Source organism: Deltaproteobacteria bacterium (assembly GCA_017302835.1).
Taxonomy (GTDB): domain Bacteria; phylum Bdellovibrionota; class Bdellovibrionia; order Bdellovibrionales; family Bdellovibrionaceae; genus UBA2316.
The window spans coordinates 64,515-83,827 of sequence record JAFLCC010000002.1 but is presented as its reverse complement, the minus strand read 5'-3'; the positions used below and the strand labels follow the sequence as shown (position 1 = coordinate 83,827).

The window sequence follows — 19,313 nt, the reverse complement described above, 5'->3', positions numbered from 1 at the left end:
TGAACATATTTGTAGAAGTTCCAATTGAATATTTCCAAACGACTTGTTTTTTAGCCAAATCAATTTGACTTAAAGTAAAATATCTTCGAAAAAGGCGCCGGTATTTTTTGATTCATCAATAATGTGTATTTCTAAAACCCACAAATTCTTAGTTGGTACTGATTCTATTTCAAACAATTTTTCAGAGGAGAATAGCTTATGAGGAAAATCACCTAACCGATGGCCTGACATCATCGGATTTAATTTATAACCTTGTTTCTTAGCTAATTCATTGGCATATTCAAATAATTTTTTTCCTGATAATCTTTCTAATTTCCACTTTTGCGCGCAACTGTCAAAAATCGCATGACAAGTTTGAATCAGACTATTTGTTTCTGATTTTCCAACTAAAAATGTTTTGCCATAATCTGCCTCATGTTCTTGAATCACAGGCCCTAAATCTAAGAAACAAATATCCCCAATGGCACATTTCAAATGAGGATCTGACAATTCCCTAAAACTTTTCATGGTATCTGATTGAATTCTAATTTTCGTCGGATGCCAGAATTTAGTAACGCCAATTTTTGAAAAATGTTTGTCTACCAAATCTTTGATGTCTTTTTCATTCATTCCTGATTGAATTTCTGAGATAATCTTATGAGTTGTGGAAATACACATCTCTCTGGCATTTAGAAAAATATCTAAGTTAAATTTAGCTCCAGTTCTTTCATAGTTATCGCCTGCATATTCACTTTCAGTATTTTTCATACAACCTTAACTTCAGTGCCAACATCAACACTATCATACAATTCTAAAATGTCTTTATTTCTAAAACGAATACAGCCATGGGAAACAGCTTTACCTAGCATGGATTCATGATTGGTCCCATGTAAATAGATAAACCGAAATTGAGTGTTTAAGTTATGTTCCTCCACCCCTTCCAGCCAAAGCACTCTCGTCAGAACAAGATCTTCGTCAGAATCATTCGAGTTGTTAGGCCAAATCTCCCCAGTAGAGACCCTTGAGCGCAAGACCGCACCCATCGGAAGTCCGTCGCCTATTTTTGATAACACTCTCAGTTTCCCATATGGAGTGCAGTAACTGCCTTCGCTGCATCCCAAGCCATTTTGGGCCGTTGAAATGAGATAAGTTTTTCGAAGTGTACCGCCCTGCCATAATTCCGCTGTCTGCTTTTCGCTACTAATGATAATTCTCTTTGAGAAATCTTGTTTTTTTATTAATTCCTTTGTTGAATCGTTTGTTGATTTATTCTCGTTGTTCATAAAATAAATATATATTTAAAAATGGATTGGAGTCCAAAAAAATAAACATTCAGAATCTCTTAGCTCCTTTTTGTGTTAAATAGCTCAAATTATGGGTTATATTTACTATTGGCATAAAATGTGAACGTCACTTTCCTATGCGGTTGTTTTCCAGAATCATTCATTTATTGTTTTTTTTCTTTGTTCCTAGCTGGGGAGCCCAATTAAATTGCCGATCTGAATCCTGTATTGATGAGACCTTACAAAGCTCTAGATTATCCAATTTTGAGACTATAGCTCAAAGTGAACAAGAATCCTTTATTTGGGAAGACGAGATTCCCGACGAATCAAAATCAAGGCACCAAGAAAAAAGAAAAATTGAAATATTTTTTAAACGTTACCGTCGAATCGGAGCGCCAGCCATTTTTCTTTCACATGGATTTACAAATAATTATTCCATGATGGAGTTTGCTGGACGTTTTTTTTACCATCAGGGTTTCGATGTTTTTATGAGTAACCACCTGGGCTCTGGAAATCCTGGAGAAGAGTCGAAAACCACACCATATAAACCTGGTGATTATGGTTTTGTAAATATTGTTCGTTCCTACGACATAACTATCCCTGCTATTCTAGAAATGAAGAAACAAGAAAATTTAGATCAAGGAATTAAAGAATCACCTAGAGAGCTAATGGTTATGGGTTTTTCAATGGGGGGAATGACCCTAAAAGATTGGGAAAAAGGACTCATAGAGATTAATAATTTAGGTAGTCATGTCTATGATGAGGATACCGGAAGAAAAAGACAAAAGATGATTAAGGGAAATATCTTTGTCGGTTCACCTCCGAACTCGTTAGAGGGTCTTGGGCCAGCCGTTGAAGAACTAGTGAAAATAATTTCAAAAATTCTTGGCTCTAAAGCGCCAATTTTTAACGGATTTTTACCTATTGGCTTGGGAGGAAGCTCTTATTCAACTATTAATGGAATTAAATCCATTTTAAGAAGTGCATTTGATAAACTAAGCCCATTCATACCTGACAATTTTATTCGGCCATTCATTAATGCCGTCGGAAATTTAGATGAGTTTGGAGATTTTAAAACTAAACTTGGTGCGATGTTAGCCACCAATCATTCTGATCCACACTCCGATATCGTTAATTCTTTGAAAAATATGAAATTCAGAAATCAAAAAGATATGGGAAAAATGGCGCCAATAACCGTTCCTACCTTCGTTGTAGCTGGCGATAGAGATCAGTTAGCAAATGCTGATTTGATTAAAAAAGATTTTGATCAGATGAAAAAAAGAAATCCCAATATGAGATTTTTTAGGTCCGAAATAAATGGACATCTGGATCTTATGTTCGCTCCATTCATTGCAAGAATATCAACTGAATACGCTCGATTTTCACAAAATCCAAACGGTTTTTTTAACCGGTGTTTAAGATCTTATTACCCATAACCATCTTTATAAAACTAAAAAGAATTCCATAGTTTTAATTGACTCTATTGTTTGAGCCATTCAATTAGGCAATATCAAATTTTTCATACTGATTATGTTAAATTTTTTCCACAAGTCCACTTCTCAAAAATAAGAAGTAGACTTCTCAAAAATAAGAAGCTATCACAAGTTATGAATTTATTTTGGAAAAATACTAATTGGTGGATTGAAGATAAACACTTATCAGCCCTAGATCAAGGACCATTCAAAAGAAAATACCCTGAAATATCTCTGTCTCCAGGAGTAACCTTAAGTGGCGATCCATCAAGAAAGCGACCGATTCAAGTTTAAATAAAAAATTTATTCTTACTGGATCCAATAGTTATGATCTAAAATTTGGGCTCGATCTTATGCCAGGAAGGTGGGCTAAGGGCACCGGAGAAATGTTTCTGTTACCTATGGATTTTGATGAATGGTGCGAAATGAGAAGTCAAGCCAAATGGCCTCTGCTTTCTCGCTTGGATGGGTTGCGACTGTACATGAAAACGGGGGGATTTCCAACGGCTCTCGCAGAGTCTGGCGCCGAAGGAAACTATCCTGCAGAAGCGATTAAAACTTATCGCCGTTGGATCGAAGGCGACGTTGTCAAACTCAAAAAACAGCCCCAGTACATGATGGAGTTGATTGGGCAAATCGCCAAATCCATGGGAAGTAGTCTCAGCATGCAAACTCTAGCAGAAAACACACAGATGATGAGCTATCACACCGCTCAAGATTATATCAGCATTCTTGAGCATGCCTTTGCCGTCAGAGTTCTCTATGCTTACAATCCTGAAAAAGATATTTTTCAAATGAAAAAGGAAAAGAAATTGTACTTCACGGATCCATTAATCTACTGGGTCGCTCTCGATTGGTCAGGCATAAGAACTCCCGAGCATTTTGAAGCTCAGTTGGCAGAGACCATCGCCTGTGAAAATCTCATGCGAAGGGCAAAGCGAATTGGATATTACTCGGATCAAAATGGAGAGGTGGATTTTGTTTCAGCAAAAGATTGGGCTATTGAAGTCAAATGGGCTCCAACCACTGGCAATTTATCAAAAGCTTTTAAAAATTTATTAATTGTTAACAAAAAAGTTTGGACTCAGGAGAATTTCCTCCTTTAATATTTCAGAGAATACATTTGAGAGAATCTATTTGAGGATAGATATTCTTTCTAAAGGAGAGGTTTATGGATGCCATAGCAAAAACATCATTGTTAACAGCCGCCATGCGCGCAATGGAAACCAAACGCAGTGACAAGGAAGGAAGATTGTTCTCTGATCCTTATGCTGAAATCTTAGCCGGGGACGAGGGCATGGACCTCTTACGAAGGGCCATCGAGGAATCCGGTGACCAGCCTGCCATTGCCGTGCGAACTTACTTTATAGACCAAAAAATTACCGAAGCTCTGACTAAGGGGATTCGACAAATTGTCATGTTAGCGGCGGGAATGGATACCAGGGCATTTCGACTTTCTTTTCCAAAAGGAACACAGTTGTACGAGTTGGATCGAAAAGAAGTTCTAGATTACAAACAAATGAAACTGACCAAGGCTCCGCTCCGGTGCGAACGTCACGCCCTTGCTGTTGATCTGCGCGAGGAGTGGCAAGGGAAATTACAAGGAGCAGGATGGAAACGATCAGAGCCGACCTTGTGGATGGTTGAAGGCTTGTTAATGTATTTGGAAGAGTCACAAGTTGTAACCTTGTTTGAAAGAATAAATTCTTTAGCCTCGGTCAAGGATGTGATGCTCTTTGATATTTTAAGTCGCACTTTGCTTGAAGCACCTTATATGAAAAGACAGCTTCAATTTTTGGAAAAAATGGGGGCTCCTTGGCGTTTTGGTACCGACGAGCCAGAAAAATTCATGGAAGGTTTTCATTGGAATGCCGTCGTTAAACAAACCGGGGAAGTCTCCCCCACCCGATGGCCCTTTCCAGTTGCTCCAAGAAATATTCCCAATGTCCCTCGCGGTTTTTTGGTTGAAGCTTTTAAGATGTGCACGAACACAACAAAGTAACAATTAAAGTCACTTCATTTTCAAATAGACAATAGCCTTGTTCTAAATTGTCATTTATTTCGACAAGAGGTCGGCATAGGTTTTGGATCTCATTTTATTGTATTTCTAATTGAAAAAAAAGATGAGGGACAAATGAAAAATAAAATCATACTAAGCTCTTTGTTATTGTTGGCTTTTGCAGCCTGTAATAATAAAAACTCTTCAAATGAAGTCGCCATTCCTCCCGCTCCCCCATCAAATCAGTGCCTTATGAATCAAAATACAATGAATTATAACAATCCCAATATGGGCTATAACAATGGATATAATGGTTATTACTCTGGTGGCTATAATTCTGGCTATGGTTACAACTATAATAATCCTGGCTACGTCAGCGCTTATGGCTCTGGAACTTGTTCTCCTCAATTGTATAATGACTATTCTCAATATGGTTTTGCGCCTTATCCCTATACCAATTACAATTACAACTATGGAGCTAATTATTCCTACATGCCACTCTGTGATTGCCCCGCTAATTACCGACCTGTTTATAATGGAAGTATCGGTATGGGTTGCGTTGCCCTCCAATATTTTAACCCTGTTGCTGTTGGAGCCTATTACTATTCATTAACACCTAACAATTACCAGTGGGTTAACTTCACACAAACGTCCAATACCGTTACCACCATTGGCAATCAAGTAAATTGCTTCCAACAGGTAGCTATTTCTTGTTTCACTGATCAGGCGAATAACTGCGGAACTGGTTACATTTGCAGATCCACAGCTGGCGGTTCAAGGTTGGGAATTTGTACGCGACAGTAATAAAATGAGATGTCTTTTAGAATAATTTAACTTCATCTTCAGAGGTAGAAAATGATTGAAAAAAAATATTTGAATGTCACCCTAGGATTTATTGGTCTTTGCTTAGCCACTTTGATTTCTTGTCAAAAAGGAAACAAACATGATGAAAATTCCTATGCCGATTGGCATGCTGCTGAAGTCACTGATCTAGAAAAACAATCTGAAACGAAGGTGACATCCATTTTGAGTTGCCGTTTTCGTCCCGTAGATAACTATCATCTTTATTATTCGATTTACAAACCCACAAAGTTAGAACCTAAAGAAGAAAAAGTAGATAAAGTCACCGTTAAGTTTTACGAAACGGCTTTTTTTGGTAACTATAATTATAGCACTAACTATGATAACGCCGTGGTTACCTCCACCAAAATCTCTACAAAAAAAGTGAAGGTGCTGATTAAAAAAGAGGAATTAATTGACGTGATCGAGGTTTATGAAAAAGAGACTGAAGTCCCAAATGAAAAGCCATCCTCCACTGAAAAGGCAAAGGAATTGGTCAAAACTTCTGACAAATCTGATAAAGTGGTAACCGCTGACAAGGTTGAAGAAAAACTTAACGCGATTGAGAAGTTTGCTAAAGGATATAAACTTGTGTTAAAAATGCAAAGGCACTCTGTAACCGGTGAATCTAAAAATTTATTAGAAAATATCCCCTTTAATTCCCTTATCTTAGATAAAGATACTTTAAAAGGGATTACTTTAGAGTGTCAATAGAGCCCCCTGCAATAATTCCTTTGTCATTTAGCCCACAAAAATTTACTATCTTTGTGGGCCAATACGAATTCGTAGACCAAGGCGCGACGGAAGAAAGCGCGAAAGGAATGCAATGGCAAATATCTCTGATAACCCGTTTTTCTTAAGTCACTCTTTATTTGATAACGCGGTCCCTTTTGATAAAATTCAGAATCATCATTTTGTTCCAGCTTTAGATGCCGCAATAACCTTAGCCAAAGATCAACTCAGTCAATTAGTAAATAATCCAGACGCTCCCACTTTTGACAATACCATTTTAAAACTTGAGACTTGCAGTGAAAAAATGGAATGGATCCTCTCTTGTTTTGGCAACCTTGAAATTGCCAATGGAACCGATGAAATGCATCTGCTGGCCAAAGAAATTTATCCTAAATCGGCTGCCTTTTCTTCTGACGTTTCTCACAACCCTGAGCTATTTAAAAAAGTAAAGTTTGTTTATGATCACAAGGCCTCGCTGAAGCTGACCAAAGAACAGGCTCGCCTTTTAGAGAAAACCTATAAATCTTTTGTTCGAAATGGCGCCTTACTCAGTCCTGAAGAAAAAGAAAAACTAAGAGCCATTGACCAAGAACTTTCTTTGCTGAGCCCACAGTTTTCAGAAAATGTCTTAAAAGCAACGAATAAGTTTGAAATGATCTTAAATAAAGAAGATTTATCAGGACTTCCCGAAAGCGCCATTGAGGCGGCCCATGAAATGGCCCTCAAAAAAGGGCTTTCTGAAAAATATTTAGTGAATTTGCAAATCCCAAGTTATGTTCCTTTTATCACTTATTCACAAAGCCGTGACTTGCGTGAAAAACTCTTCAAAGCCTATAATTCGAAATCTTTCAATGACGAGTTTGATAATCAAAATAATATACTCAAAATTTTACATTTAAGAAGTCAAAGGGCCAAGATTTTAGGTTACAAAACCCATGCTGATTTTGTCCTTGAAGAACGAATGGCTAAAAATCCTGATAACGTCATTTCTTTTTTAAGACGACTCTTAGATAAGTCCAAGGCGGCGGCTCTCAAAGATTATGAGGAAGTTGCCAACTATGCCTTGGAACAAGATCAGCTTAAAGATTTTAAACCTTGGGACTTCCCCTACTATTCTGAAAAACTAAAAGAGCATAAATACGCTTTCCACGAAGAAGATTTAAAACCTTATTTCAAGCTGGAAAATGCAGTTCAAGGGATTTTTGAACATGCCAGAAAACTTTATGGGCTTGTGTTTAAAGCTAATTTAACTCTGCCAACTTATCACCCGGATGTGAAGGTATATGAAATTTATTCTGAAAAAGGAAATGTCTATATGGGACTTTTCTATACTGATTTTTTCCCTCGCGAAACTAAAAAAAATGGCGCCTGGATGACTACTTTCAGAGAACAAGGTCTTTTTGAAAATCAAAATAGAAGACCCCATGTAAGTATTGTGTGTAATTTTACGAAGCCCACCGCTACCAAGCCTTCTCTGTTGAACTACGATGAAGTTCGAACTTTGTTTCACGAGTTTGGCCATTCTCTTCATGGGATTTTATCCAACTGTTCCTACAGGTCTCTTTCCGGAACTAACGTGTTTTGGGATTTCGTTGAGTTGCCCAGTCAGATTATGGAAAACTGGGTCCAAGAAAAAGAAGGCCTAGATGTGTTTGCAAATCATTATGAGACTCATCAGTTAATCCCCAAGGAACTTGTTGAAAAGCTAGTACGTTCTCAAAAATATTTAGCCGGTTGGTCGAGCCTTCGCCAGATTCAATTTGCTTTGTTGGACATGACATTTCATTTAACAGATCCTCAATCAATCAAAAATGTCGACGAGTTTGAGACTCAAGCTACTGCCGAATCACGAATTCTTCCAAAAATCGCTGGCACGAATTCGGCTTGTAGTTTTAGTCATGTCTTTGCAGGAGGGTATTCTGCCGGTTACTATTCCTACAAATGGGCCGAAGTGCTAGATGCCGATGCTTTTGAATTTTTTAAAGAAAAAGGGATTTTTAATTCTGATGTTGCCTCTTCATTTAAAGAAAATATTTTATCCAGCGGTGGCACTGAAGACCCAATGGAAATTTACAAAAGATTTCGAGGGCGCGAACCCGATCCAGACGCCCTATTAAGAAGAGATGGTTTAAATTAATGATTCAAACTAGAAGAACTGAAACAAAAAATAATTATTTTAAACCTCGGGTTCAACATGTAGGAATCATGTACCGTGAACAAACAGAGAAGGCCATTTTGTCGGCTACAGAAATTGCATTGTGGCTCAAGGAAAGAAAAATTTCGTGCTATACTCTGCCAGATCAAAAGACCATACCGGGTACCCAATTAATATCTTCGTCCCTAACATGGAAAAAGTTAAATCTGGTCATCGTTCTGGGTGGGGACGGCACTTATTTACGAGCCGCCTGTCACATTGAAGGAAGAAAAATCCCTTTGCTGGGTTTTAATATGGGCTCCCTAGGGTTTTTAACTAACTTTTCTTCGGATCAAATTTTTCCAATTCTTGAAAACACTCTTTCTGGAAAAATGGAACTCCAATCAAGAACTATTCTTGAAGCCCATATTATAAGAAAGAAAAAGAAAATTTCATCTTTTTTGGCAATTAATGACATCGTTATCGAGCGAGGAAGTTTTTCTCAGCTTATTAATACATCGATTTACAGTGAAAATTATTACATCTCACAAATAAAAGCGGATGGTTTGATTATTGCCACTCCCACAGGATCCACGGCCTATAATTTAGCCGCAGGTGGGCCCCTGATCTATCCAGATTCTCACTGCATTGTTCTTACGCCAATTGCCCCCCATAGTTTAAATTCAAGGCCATTAATCCTTCCCGATGACAGAAAGTTAAATTTTAAATTGGAAGACTCAACACCCAAAGCTCATTTCATAGTGGATGGTCAGAAAAAAATGGAAATCTCCAACGCCGACGAGATCCATATTGTAAAAAGCACTCATCAACATTGGATTATCAGGTCTCCATCGCATAATTTTTTTCACTTACTTAGAGAAAAATTAAAATTTGGTGAACGCGCCTAAAAGGAAAATAAGGGAACTATATGTTAATTGAAATTAAGGTAAATCATTTTGCAATCATTGAAAATCTTCATTTACTTTTTAAAGAGGGCTTCAATGTGATCTCTGGAGAAACAGGTTCTGGGAAATCGGTGTTATTGAAAAGCTTATCTCTGCTAATGGGAAATAAAGGGACCTCAGATATTATCCGAACTGGCCATAGCCAAGCTACCGTAGAAGGTTCATTTGATATTTCTTCCAGGCCAGACATTAAAGAAAAACTAGAATCCTTTGGTTTTGAGACCGATGAGGATCTTTTGGTTGTTCGCAGAGTTATTTCTGCAGATAAGTCAAAAGTGTATTTGAATGGCCAAATGTCTTCATTAAATAGCTTACGGGATCTGGTGTCTCCTCTGGTTGAAGTCACGGGACCGGCTTCGCCCTTGATAGAACTCACTGGACAGCATGAGAATAAAAACTTACTTTCTTCAGCCTATCACTTAGATTTGCTTGACCGGTACTCTGGTGTTTGGGAATTACGAAATCAATTTATTTCTTTCTATTCAAGGCTTAAAGATATCGAATCTAAATTAGAAGACTTGAATGAAAATGACCGCAACCACGCCCAGCGACTTGATTACTTAGAATATCAAAGAGACGAAATTTCTTCTCTGGATTTGCAACCCGGCGAAGACGAGGTTCTTGAAGCACAAATCAAAAAATTAAAAAATATGAGTCGTATCATTCAATTTGTATCTTCAGCGGAAGCTACTTTGGACCAAGATGATGACTCGGCCCTTTCAAGAATTAAGTCTTTACTTAAGAAAGGTAATGAACTTTCGAGTCTTGATCCCGAAATGGGGACTAAGCTTTTTCAATTGGAAAGCGCCAAGGAATTAATTGAGGACGTTTTATTTTCATTACGCACGCATATTAACAAAATGGATGCAGATGCAGAAAATCTCGAAAAACAAGAAGCTAAACTTAACGACCTTCGAAAATTACAAAAAAAATATGGCCCAAGCTTGGAAGATATTCTTCAGTCCTTGGTAAAAATTGAAGATGAAATTTCCCTCTTACAAAATTCTGAAAAAAGAAAAGCTGACCTAGAAAAGCAAAGAGATGAAATCAAAAAAGAGATGAATAAAATAGCGATGGACCTTAACAAAAAACGATCGCAAGGTGCTTTGACTCTTCAAGATTTGGTGAATGAGGAACTAGAAGACCTTAACATGAAAGGAGTTATCTTTTCTGTACAAATTCAATTAAAAGATCACTTTAATTCCCTTGGCCTGAATCATGTCGAATTTATGAGCCAAACTTCTGCTAAGGACATCGCCAAACCCTTGGCCAAATATGCTTCTGGAGGAGAATTATCACGCATTTTACTTTCATTAAAAAAAGTTGTTGGCAAATCAGATTACCCCCGAACCTATCTTTTTGATGAAGTCGACACCGGAGTTTCTGGCGAAACAGCAGAAAAAGTGGGAAGAAAACTAAACTCCATTGCTCAAGGCCAGCAAGTCATTTGTGTTACCCATTTGCCTCAAGTCGCTGCATTTGGCGATCACCATTTTCTAATTCAAAAATCCTTACAGAATGAAACTATTCAAATGACGGTGGAAGAATTAAATGCCAAGGACCGCGTTCGCGAGATCGCCAGGCTTATCAGCGGTGAGAAAATAACCAAAACAAGCATGGCTCACGCTCAAGAGCTTTTAAAACATCTTTCTTAGAGTGAGTTTCAAGAGCTCTTAAGATTTATAATCTGGCCCTTTTTGGCACTTGTATGAAATATTTTTCCGAGCTCAGCGTTATGATGATTATCTCTACCCAGGGGGAAGTCCTTCCTGTATTTTTTATGAAACTAAGAACAGGGGGATTCACATGATCCAAACAATCAAAAAAATTTCTTTTGCTTACTTGATCTCGATCATTTTTATTTCAATATCAGCAACGTCGGCTCCAGCAAGTTTATTTGGCTATGTCTTATCTCACCCCGCAGTCACGGAAATAGAGTCCTCTTTTCCAAACAAAATTACCGCTCACTTAGTCAAAGTGGAGCAAATTGCAACCTATCGCTGTCCCAACTGCTTTGATTTTAGACTTACCTACGAAGGTTATACAGAAAAAAAACCCTTGAAGTTTGTTAAAATAATTCAAGCTAGAGGAATGCCCGACAATTCTGTTTCCGTTACTGTAATAAAACCATAAAACTCAGACTTTTTTTAAGCAAGGTCAGTTTTTAAATGAGTACGGCTATCGACACGTAATTTTTTACCAATCCTAGTTGGCTAAAATTTATCTGAATTTTATCTAAGGGCAGTGAATGTAGGGAACAAGGTGACGTAAATTGCTTTATTGCTGTCTAAATCTCTTCAGGTGAAAAACTTAACGTTTTAATTTAAAATAAATTCTAGATTAAATCGAAACCGTGAATTCATGGGAAATCCCTCCCATTACAATTGCTGCGGTCGTTAACCTAAATAAAAGGAGAACTACATGAACTATTTAAATAAATTTTTATTAGCAATTTCTTTGATTTTTTCAATGAATGCCTTGGCAACGGATGATTTCATTGACTATGCAACCGACCATCTTACTGTTTCCTATCCTTATGATAATCAGGTCATAAAACTTAATATTGGCCTAGGAAAAGAAAATGGGTATCGCATTACTTGTTCAGGGTTTGCCTTCTTCAATAATACCACTGCTAACCTCTGGGTTCATAATGGATTAGGAAAAAACCCGAAAGATATCAATTTAACTTCAGGAATTCTGGTTTCGACGATAAAAAATATATCATCCTCAGATTGTAAATATCTTAAATATCTACTGGCTTCGGCAACTTCCGAGAATCCTGTGGTGATTAATTTTGCGAGAAATAGTCCATTTTCAATTAGCAATTCTAAGTAAAGCTATTTTTTTTAAAAGAAGCTCAGCCGTAAAACGTTGGGCCTCTTTAATTAAAAGAAATCCCTTTTCTAGGCTACTGTAAATTTATCAATTTCAAGTTCAAGCAGCGGGAATGATCGATAGTGAAAAGAATATGAAGCAATTGAACGAGAATCCATTCTTCACCTTAGGGAACTATTAAGATGTCTTGCAAGGACAAATACGGACTACCTTGGGTCCGAGAGATTGGACACTTTGATTCCAATTCACACAGTTCGAAACTCCTTAAACCTGGCGCACTTATTATGTCGTTTTGGTGATTTCATAAATTACTTTATAATTTCAAATATTTGCTAAACCTGAGATGTGGCGCAACTCTCTTGGTGTCCGAATCCCAAAAACTGTAATTGAGAAAGTGAACTTAAGCGAAAACTCCGAAGTGGAAATTGAGTCTAAGAATGGAACTATTGTTATTTTTCCTGCAAAAAAAGAATATTCACTAGACTCTTTATTGGAGCAGATTACCAAAAACAATTTGCACTCGGAAGAAGACTTTAGGACCGAAGGCAGTGAGGTCTGGTAATGACTTACATACCTAATCGAGGTGATATTGTTTGGCTTAATTTTTCTCTGCAAGCAGGTCATGAGCAAGTAGGAACTCGTCCTGCGCTGATTCTCTCTCCTGAGAAGTATAATAAAAAAACAGGCTTGGCAGTATGCTGCCCAATTACATCAAATGTAAAAGGATACCCCTTTGAAGTAGCAGTCAAAGGCAAGAAAATTACTGGAGCTGTTTTATCAGATCATCTGAAAAATCTAGACTGGAAAGTTAGAAAAGCTAAATTTATAGAAAAGGCTCCAAATGTAGCCCTCGAAGAATGCTTAATGAAGATTTCTGCTCTTTTTATTCAAGCATAGTTTATTAATGGTTTGAGATTCCTTTGGAAATTAATCGAAAGGAATATTATCTATGAAAGTCTTAATTTTATTATTAATAACGATTTTAACAGCTCAAACTCACGCTGAAAATTTGGGTGATAACAATTGCAATATTGTTCTTCTTGAAGCCAAAAACTTTATTACTGGTGGATATGGCAACTATTATCAAGCTTCAGTGGTTGTATCAAAAAATTTTGTTGAGCCATTTGGTTCAAACTATGGAGTTCTGCTTCAATATGAAAGAAATAATACTGTTAAAACCATTAATTCTAAAGAAATGATCTCTACTGCTAATTACATCATTTTTAACTTCAAATTACCGTTTGGAGCCACTGGTAGGTTTAGTTTTATAAAACTGATTCCCTTTTTACAGACTAATACTAGTCGAATCTATGATAATAATTTCGGCCAAGGATCAGTGACTTTAGCGAGTGCTAATAACTGGCAATTTAGCCAATCAAAGTGCAACATTAAATTTTAAAAACAGTAACATCATAGGTTTATTTGAGATCAAATCGCCCCAGCGTTTCAACAAAAGTGCTGGGGTGATGAGGCCTAAAGTTTTTGGTGATTGATATACCAAAATAAGGCGACTTGAGTCTTAACGTCCGTCAGTTTTTGTTTCCAAATCAAGTTCAAGGCTTCTTTAGGGGTGAGCTCTAAGGGAATGAGGAATTCTTCTTCATCTGGATGAGCCCCCGTAAAGGTCAAACCCGTAGCTAAATAAATATCAATCACTTCATCAGCGTATCCAATCACGGGATGAATTCGAGTCAGAAATTTGATTTTTTTAGCTGTATACCCCACTTCTTCCCGTAGCTCTCTTTTTGCTGTTTGGAGAGTGGTTTCCTTTGCGTCCCGTTTACCGGCAGGAAATTCTATAAATATTTTTCCGAGAGCATATCTGAATTGTTTAATAAATAATAATTTCCCATTGCTTAACTCGGGAATAATGAGGGCGGCACCCGGATGACGAATGTATTCCCTAATCGATTCTTTCTTATTTGAAAGTTTTATTTTATCCGTGTGGATTTCAATCCAATGACCTTTTGTTTTACTGATATTGCTTATTTTTTTTTCAACCAAATCAGATGGCTTAAATGAGTTGACTTGCATAAATATTAATATGATCCTTTTTAATAAATAATGGAAAGGAATTTTTGTGAATTTGACTATGCCTATGAAAAAGTTAATATCTCGTTTTCTAACTCTCACAGCAGCTACGGTGACCATCACTGCTCTGATAGGTTGTGCCTCTGGAACACCCGTGAGTGGTTTTGTATTCTCAGATGTGCAAGGCCCTGTGAATGCCACGGGTGCACTGAGGGGAAATCTTCATGGTGAGGCTTGTGCCGCGTCTTATTTGAGCTTAATCGCTTTGGGCGATGCGAGCATCTCTGCCGCAGCCAAAGCCGGTGGTGTGAATCAGATTTCCCATGTAGATCATACTTGGACAAATGTTTTAGGATTGTACGCGCAATATTGCACCCACGTGTGGGGATCAAAGGGTGGTCCGTCTCCATCGTCGATGCCTATGAAGGTGCCTTCTCCAAGCGCTCCCGTCCAGGTACCTGCACCCGCTCCGACTCCAGCTGCGGCGCCAACATCTTTGTAAACAGGACTTGGGTCTAGGCCTGTTTTACTTGCACTCAATTATTAATTGTATGAACCTATAGACGGAAGTTTATGGGTTTTTTTGTTTGTAAAGGAAGGTTAAAATGGCATTCAATTTATGGGCTATATTGTTTTTGTCTACTTTATTTATTTCTGAGTTTTCATTAGCTAAACGTGGTGGTGGCGGCGGCGGTATCAGTGGCAGCAGTGAGATTGGTATTGGCTTATCAACTGTTTCATCAACCCAAAAAGATATTAATTCTATCATTGATAATGTCAATGCCACACAAGGCGGAGTCAGTACTAAAAATTTAACTTCTGCCTATGATTTTTTTATTCAATATGCTTTTAGATTTACAGGCACCTCCTTCGCTTTAGTTTTAAGACCTTCTTATTTTACACAATCAGGGAGTGGCTCTGGGCCGACAGTTGGCGACTATGAACATACATTAACAGGCTATACTTTTTTCCCATTAATTCGACTCTATCCTTTGGAAAATAATTTTATTCGATTCTTTATGCAATTTGGCGTGGGTGTTGGATATCTAAAAGGAACTGTAAAACAAGGAACATCATCACTTTCCTACGCTGGATCTAATTTTGGTGGCCAAGCAGGCCTTGGGGCAGATTTTTGTTTTGCGCCAAACCATTGCCTTACCTTGGAAGGAAATCTAAGGTACTTGCCAATTGAAAGAAATATTGCTGACTCGGCATCAGGAACTTTTACAGGATTTACACAAACCGAAGCAAATCGTGAAGTTGAGTACGATCGCAATGACCTAACAGCTACGATGTCTGGAATTCAAGGAATTTTAGCCTATACTTTTATCTTTTAATTATTTTTGATAATTACCGACTTGGACCCGACCTCGGGATCCGCCTAAGGGCCTGAGGCCAAAGTCTAAGATTAAAAATGATTTACCTTGGGTACTGAAATTTTTCATTTAAACCTTTAGTCATTTTTGTACTAACCGACAAAATCTTCATGGAATTAAAAAGGTTAGTAAGTTATCAAATATTTTTAACCCACAAACGGTTCGTCAAAAATAATTTAATGTTTATTTTTTTGTTAACTGTTTTAGGATCTCCATCTTCTTTTGCAACAATATCATTTGGAGCCCTTACAAGTCTGAGCAATTCAGAAACCAAAGACATCAACACGGCGCCTTCTCAATCTATCACAGTAACCGATGCCTATCTAGATTTGTCATTTAAGGAAACTTCCCCTTTATTTTTGACTCTTGGTTATCTTATTCTTTCTTCTGCCACGCCAATCAGCGCCACCGCTTTATCGACCCTTTCTTCAAGCAATCCTTATGGTGGTTTAAAATTATTTATTTTTAAAAATACGGTTTCGTTATCGGCGACTTACTTTCCTTCAATACAAACTGATTACACAACGACATCTGCAGAAAGTTGGCTTGGCAGTGGCTATTATGCAAAACTTTTATTTCATCCAAAAATTAGTAATAAGTTTTTTTTAGACGTAGGTGTCGGGTACTACTCTGCCTCTTTCTCTTCAAAATTTTCCACGTCCAGTGTTTCGAGCGTTTCTAATTTTAGTCACACTTTAATAATGCCCCTATTGGGTTTACATGTTTCATTCTAATTTGCAAAGGAGGCTAGAGTGATAAATAAATTTTTAAAAATAATTTTTATTTTGATTTTATCATTATTTCCTTTATCTATTCTTTCTTGTTCAAAAAAGCCTGCCGCCCAGCAAACAACAACGGAAACTCCTGCAACCGAAACTCCCCCTGCAGAAACTCCACCCACGGAAACGCCACCGGTGGTGGTCCCTGCGGACATTAATAGTATTGTCACCGTAGGAGCGGGAATTAATTTTAACAGCTCTACAGGCTCATGGTCAGAAATGGATCTGGATCCGATAAGTAAAAATCCAGACATTGTTTATTATGATCGAACGGCAATTGTCTCGCCCATTGTTGGAGCTTTGAAATACGCGAAGATGACCGATTCTGGCAGTTGGAAGGTAGAAATCGTAGACACGAATGCCCCTATTACCGCCATCACGAACACTTGTGGAGGCGGTGCCACTTCAGCTAACTGTATTGGGGCACCCAACGTTGCCGTTCCTACTGCAAGCCAAGCACAAATTTATGATATAAAGCACTTTGTTAGCTCGGGCGTTTCAACAGCAGTGATTGCCTACGCCTTCGGTTCAGGGGGCGCAGGAGCTTCCACCTCGGGAAAATCCATTCGCTTTGCCAAAAGAGAAACCACAGGAATATGGACAATCGAAACAGCGGTCACGGGTGCGCAAATCCTTGCGGCCACCACAGGGAGTGTGGGTGCCCAATTATCTACTTTGCAGTATCCCATCACCGGGGTCAGAATTTTAGTCGACGATAGCAACCGCGTTCATCTGACCTTTGTTGTTTATGCCTCCACCGCCAATAACAGCGTCTATCTTTATTCCATGAGATCAGCAGCAGGAACTTGGAGCACGCCCTCTGTTATTTCAACTTCGTCTCCTAGCACCTTGAGCGTCGTCAGTGGAGCCCCAACCTATGCAGCGGGAACAGGATTGCAACAAGCTGGAGCTGCCTGGTGTAAGTACAACAGCGGAGGAACCTCGGCGAATGCCACCGGGATCGTCTTAAGTACCGCGACGGTAGACAACACGCCTGCGGCGTCGACTCAAGGATTTATTTTAAAATGTTCGACTGCCAATGCGGATGGTTCTTGCTCTGCTTGGCAGGGCTTGGATTTCACTAGTGGTTGTTCAGGAGCCTGCATCACCACGACTCCCGCCTCTTCTGCGGCAGCTTCGAATCAATTTAGTCGCAGTGATCTGGCAATAGATCCCGTCACTGGTTATATCTTTTTAGGTCAATTTGTTGCGGCCCCTTCCCTCACCGCTCCGGCTGTGATTGCCACAGGAATTCTAACAACTCTATCGCCGAGCAGTTGTGATTCAGGTCTCAGCACAACAGCTTGGTCAACGGTGAGAGCTCATCCCACGGCGGCTCAAGGAACGATGGGTCTTAGGGTCGCTGCTGATGGAACTAAACTTTATTTGGCCTCGTTAACCGGCGCCGCAGGAACGAATATTTCTTTGAGTTTTTTACCGGTAGCCCATGCCAGTAACTGGGTTTTAACTGACCAAGTTATCGTGGATAGCTCAACAAATACTGTTGGTGGGGGTTTTAATTTTGATTCAACAACGGGAGTTCTGTGGGGATCTTTTGGCTCTCTAACAGCGGCAGGTGCGGGAACTACAGGCCAAGACATAAAGGCCTTCGGAGCCTACCCTGGCGATATAAATTCGACAACGGGGATCGTAAATAGTTGGTTCGTGGATCAAACAAATTCAGTGGCGCAGGCAACAGCCGTTCCTATGTTAAGTGCGAAAGTGGCTCCCGATGGGACTGTGGGATACACCTATTTTTATCAAGAACCTGGAACTACAGGTCCTAACTCTCACTTGTATTATGGTTTCAAGGGCGGTCCAGAATCCACTCCCCTGTTTGGAGAAAGAATGGTTTCCAATTCGATTGCAGGAGCCACAACATTTATGAACGGTCTTCACCCTTCTCTGGCCTATGATAGCAATAGCAATCCAGTGATTTCTTTTTTGAATCAAGGGATTGCCGCTAGTACAGGCTATTTGATGATTGCACGATCTGCTAACAAAGGAGCCTCATTTGATTTGGACCGAGTCGATGGCTCCACGGTCACCACAAACACTGTCGGTCAGTTCACCTCTGTGGGAGTCAGTCCATCCGACTCCATTGGTGTTTCTTACTATGATTACTCTACAGGGGCGACAGGACAGAGATTGAAGTTTGCAAAGAGACAAAAAAATGGAGCTTGGATTCGTTACATCGTTGATGGACCTGGTTCGACAGGAACCGGCTGCGATACCTCAACAAGTGGTGGGATTGGCATCAACTCAAGATTTACTTGGACCAGCACCGGAAGACCCGTCATCGTCTACCAAGGTTTGGTTGGCGGGGTTAAAACCTTGAAATTTGCCTATGCAACCGAGGCAGAATCAAGTGCCACTTACACATGGAACTGTTTGGTACTTGATAATACTGGCCAAGGCGGCAATACCAGAGCTGAAGGAATCGGTATATTTTTAAGCTCCTCCGATAAATTGTATATTTCACATTATGACTTAACTGCGGGAGCTATTAGACTTGTTACTTGCGATAATAATATTTTAACTTGCGCTGCCGGTGGAGCCTCTTCATTTACCTCTGAACGTTTAAGCTATATCATTGGCACTCCGTTAGCTATTGCCAGTGCTTCAGGTATTTTCATCACCACTGAGGGTAAAATTTGGATTTCCTTTCACTCAACAGCTGATAACGGCCTTTTTATCGCATCGAAATCAGCTGCAGGTGTTTGGAGCACCCAAGCAACCACCATTGATGCCTCTCCTGCAAATTTAAGTTCAACGTACACAGGCCAACATGGTGTTATGTTAGCAAATGATAAAGGCCTTCCCATGCTCTTCTATCGAAGCTTTGAAAACTGGATTAAGTTTTTTTCAAAACAAAGTGAGTAAGGGCC

The 19,313-nt window shown here is 39.0% G+C and carries 21 protein-coding genes; 18 read left to right on the top strand and 3 right to left on the bottom strand.

Annotated features, from left to right (window positions below; genetic code table 11):
• Positions 1-69: 69 nt before the first annotated feature.
• On the bottom strand, positions 70-747 hold the full coding sequence (locus J0M15_02355; protein ID MBN8535868.1) for a M24 family metallopeptidase: 678 nt from the start codon (positions 745-747) through the stop codon (positions 70-72).
• A complete protein-coding gene (locus J0M15_02350; GenBank protein MBN8535867.1) occupies positions 744-1,262 on the bottom strand; it encodes a L,D-transpeptidase in 519 nt (172 codons plus the stop codon). The genes J0M15_02355 and J0M15_02350 overlap by 4 nt, the downstream gene beginning before the upstream one ends.
• 137 nt (positions 1,263-1,399) lie before the next feature.
• On the opposite strand from J0M15_02350, the gene J0M15_02345 reads away from it, so the two are divergent.
• The 14 genes from J0M15_02345 (at position 1,400) to J0M15_02280 (ending at position 13,638) form a co-directional block, all read left to right on the top strand.
• The gene (locus J0M15_02345) at positions 1,400-2,698 is read left to right on the top strand and encodes a hypothetical protein (protein MBN8535866.1); all 1,299 of its coding nucleotides are present in this window, start codon (positions 1,400-1,402) and stop codon (positions 2,696-2,698) included.
• Between the two features lie 171 nt (positions 2,699-2,869).
• Positions 2,870-3,028: a hypothetical protein gene (locus tag J0M15_02340; protein ID MBN8535865.1), complete on the top strand. Its 159-nt coding sequence runs from the start codon at positions 2,870-2,872 to the stop codon at positions 3,026-3,028.
• 59 nt (positions 3,029-3,087) lie between these two features.
• Positions 3,088-3,840: an ATP-binding protein gene (locus J0M15_02335; protein MBN8535864.1), complete on the top strand. Its 753-nt coding sequence runs from the start codon at positions 3,088-3,090 to the stop codon at positions 3,838-3,840.
• A gap of 65 nt (positions 3,841-3,905) precedes the next feature.
• On the top strand, positions 3,906-4,736 hold the full coding sequence (locus tag J0M15_02330; protein ID MBN8535863.1) for an SAM-dependent methyltransferase: 831 nt from the start codon (positions 3,906-3,908) through the stop codon (positions 4,734-4,736).
• 132 nt (positions 4,737-4,868) lie between these two features.
• Entirely contained in the window at positions 4,869-5,537 is a 669-nt protein-coding gene (locus J0M15_02325) for a hypothetical protein (GenBank protein MBN8535862.1), read from the top strand.
• 51 nt (positions 5,538-5,588) lie between these two features.
• Positions 5,589-6,287 (top strand): hypothetical protein, encoded by a 699-nt coding sequence (locus J0M15_02320; GenBank protein MBN8535861.1) that lies wholly within the window; start codon positions 5,589-5,591, stop codon positions 6,285-6,287.
• Positions 6,288-6,399: 112 nt separating this feature from the next.
• Entirely contained in the window at positions 6,400-8,442 is a 2,043-nt protein-coding gene (locus J0M15_02315; protein ID MBN8535860.1) for a M3 family metallopeptidase, read from the top strand.
• Entirely contained in the window at positions 8,442-9,347 is a 906-nt protein-coding gene (locus J0M15_02310; GenBank protein ID MBN8535859.1) for an NAD(+)/NADH kinase, read from the top strand. Before J0M15_02315 ends, J0M15_02310 begins: the two co-directional genes overlap by 1 nt.
• Positions 9,348-9,367: 20 nt before the next feature.
• Positions 9,368-11,059: a DNA repair protein RecN gene (gene recN, locus J0M15_02305; GenBank protein ID MBN8535858.1), complete on the top strand. Its 1,692-nt coding sequence runs from the start codon at positions 9,368-9,370 to the stop codon at positions 11,057-11,059.
• A gap of 151 nt (positions 11,060-11,210) precedes the next feature.
• On the top strand, positions 11,211-11,537 hold the full coding sequence (locus J0M15_02300) for a hypothetical protein (GenBank protein ID MBN8535857.1): 327 nt from the start codon (positions 11,211-11,213) through the stop codon (positions 11,535-11,537).
• Between the two features lie 288 nt (positions 11,538-11,825).
• Positions 11,826-12,239, top strand: a complete 414-nt coding sequence (locus tag J0M15_02295) for a hypothetical protein (protein MBN8535856.1) — start codon at positions 11,826-11,828, stop codon at positions 12,237-12,239.
• A 343-nt stretch (positions 12,240-12,582) separates the two neighbouring features.
• Positions 12,583-12,801, top strand: coding sequence for an AbrB/MazE/SpoVT family DNA-binding domain-containing protein (locus tag J0M15_02290; GenBank protein ID MBN8535855.1), 219 nt, complete (start codon positions 12,583-12,585; stop codon positions 12,799-12,801).
• On the top strand, positions 12,801-13,136 hold the full coding sequence (gene mazF, locus J0M15_02285) for an endoribonuclease MazF (GenBank protein ID MBN8535854.1): 336 nt from the start codon (positions 12,801-12,803) through the stop codon (positions 13,134-13,136). The genes J0M15_02290 and mazF overlap by 1 nt, the downstream gene beginning before the upstream one ends.
• 52 nt (positions 13,137-13,188) lie before the next feature.
• Complete coding sequence (locus J0M15_02280; protein MBN8535853.1) at positions 13,189-13,638, top strand: hypothetical protein; 450 nt, start codon at positions 13,189-13,191, stop codon at positions 13,636-13,638.
• A gap of 74 nt (positions 13,639-13,712) precedes the next feature.
• On the opposite strand, the gene J0M15_02275 is transcribed toward J0M15_02280, so the two are convergent.
• Positions 13,713-14,273, bottom strand: coding sequence for an NUDIX hydrolase (locus J0M15_02275; GenBank protein MBN8535852.1), 561 nt, complete (start codon positions 14,271-14,273; stop codon positions 13,713-13,715).
• 64 nt (positions 14,274-14,337) lie between these two features.
• On the opposite strand from J0M15_02275, the gene J0M15_02270 reads away from it, so the two are divergent.
• The 4 genes from J0M15_02270 to J0M15_02255 all read left to right on the top strand — a co-directional run bounded on the left by J0M15_02270 (position 14,338) and on the right by J0M15_02255 (position 19,308).
• The gene (locus tag J0M15_02270; protein ID MBN8535851.1) at positions 14,338-14,772 is read left to right on the top strand and encodes a TRL-like family protein; all 435 of its coding nucleotides are present in this window, start codon (positions 14,338-14,340) and stop codon (positions 14,770-14,772) included.
• A gap of 211 nt (positions 14,773-14,983) precedes the next feature.
• A complete protein-coding gene (locus tag J0M15_02265) occupies positions 14,984-15,607 on the top strand; it encodes a hypothetical protein (protein MBN8535850.1) in 624 nt (207 codons plus the stop codon).
• Positions 15,608-15,825: 218 nt separating this feature from the next.
• On the top strand, positions 15,826-16,380 hold the full coding sequence (locus J0M15_02260) for a hypothetical protein (GenBank protein MBN8535849.1): 555 nt from the start codon (positions 15,826-15,828) through the stop codon (positions 16,378-16,380).
• Positions 16,381-16,398: 18 nt separating this feature from the next.
• A complete protein-coding gene (locus J0M15_02255) occupies positions 16,399-19,308 on the top strand; it encodes a hypothetical protein (GenBank protein MBN8535848.1) in 2,910 nt (969 codons plus the stop codon).
• Positions 19,309-19,313 lie beyond the last annotated feature (5 nt).

What these genes read in the sequence shown, in the direction of transcription:
- J0M15_02340 (MBN8535865.1), top strand. Translation starts at nt 2,870, where the DNA reads ATGAATTTATTTTGGAAAAATACTAATTGGTGGATTGAAGATAAACAC.
- J0M15_02275 (MBN8535852.1), bottom strand. Translation starts at nt 14,273, where the DNA reads ATGCAAGTCAACTCATTTAAGCCATCTGATTTGGTTGAAAAAAAAATA.
- J0M15_02290 (MBN8535855.1), top strand. Translation starts at nt 12,583, where the DNA reads ATGTGGCGCAACTCTCTTGGTGTCCGAATCCCAAAAACTGTAATTGAG.
- mazF (MBN8535854.1), top strand. Translation starts at nt 12,801, where the DNA reads ATGACTTACATACCTAATCGAGGTGATATTGTTTGGCTTAATTTTTCT.
- J0M15_02310 (MBN8535859.1), top strand. Translation starts at nt 8,442, where the DNA reads ATGATTCAAACTAGAAGAACTGAAACAAAAAATAATTATTTTAAACCT.
- J0M15_02280 (MBN8535853.1), top strand. Translation starts at nt 13,189, where the DNA reads ATGAAAGTCTTAATTTTATTATTAATAACGATTTTAACAGCTCAAACT.
- J0M15_02335 (MBN8535864.1), top strand. Translation starts at nt 3,088, where the DNA reads ATGCCAGGAAGGTGGGCTAAGGGCACCGGAGAAATGTTTCTGTTACCT.
- recN (MBN8535858.1), top strand. Translation starts at nt 9,368, where the DNA reads ATGTTAATTGAAATTAAGGTAAATCATTTTGCAATCATTGAAAATCTT.
- J0M15_02300 (MBN8535857.1), top strand. Translation starts at nt 11,211, where the DNA reads ATGATCCAAACAATCAAAAAAATTTCTTTTGCTTACTTGATCTCGATC.
- J0M15_02355 (MBN8535868.1), bottom strand. Translation starts at nt 747, where the DNA reads ATGAAAAATACTGAAAGTGAATATGCAGGCGATAACTATGAAAGAACT.
- J0M15_02295 (MBN8535856.1), top strand. Translation starts at nt 11,826, where the DNA reads ATGAACTATTTAAATAAATTTTTATTAGCAATTTCTTTGATTTTTTCA.
- J0M15_02325 (MBN8535862.1), top strand. Translation starts at nt 4,869, where the DNA reads ATGAAAAATAAAATCATACTAAGCTCTTTGTTATTGTTGGCTTTTGCA.
- J0M15_02320 (MBN8535861.1), top strand. Translation starts at nt 5,589, where the DNA reads ATGATTGAAAAAAAATATTTGAATGTCACCCTAGGATTTATTGGTCTT.
- J0M15_02330 (MBN8535863.1), top strand. Translation starts at nt 3,906, where the DNA reads ATGGATGCCATAGCAAAAACATCATTGTTAACAGCCGCCATGCGCGCA.
- J0M15_02260 (MBN8535849.1), top strand. Translation starts at nt 15,826, where the DNA reads ATGTTTATTTTTTTGTTAACTGTTTTAGGATCTCCATCTTCTTTTGCA.
- J0M15_02345 (MBN8535866.1), top strand. Translation starts at nt 1,400, where the DNA reads ATGCGGTTGTTTTCCAGAATCATTCATTTATTGTTTTTTTTCTTTGTT.
- J0M15_02270 (MBN8535851.1), top strand. Translation starts at nt 14,338, where the DNA reads ATGAAAAAGTTAATATCTCGTTTTCTAACTCTCACAGCAGCTACGGTG.
- J0M15_02315 (MBN8535860.1), top strand. Translation starts at nt 6,400, where the DNA reads ATGGCAAATATCTCTGATAACCCGTTTTTCTTAAGTCACTCTTTATTT.
- J0M15_02350 (MBN8535867.1), bottom strand. Translation starts at nt 1,262, where the DNA reads ATGAACAACGAGAATAAATCAACAAACGATTCAACAAAGGAATTAATA.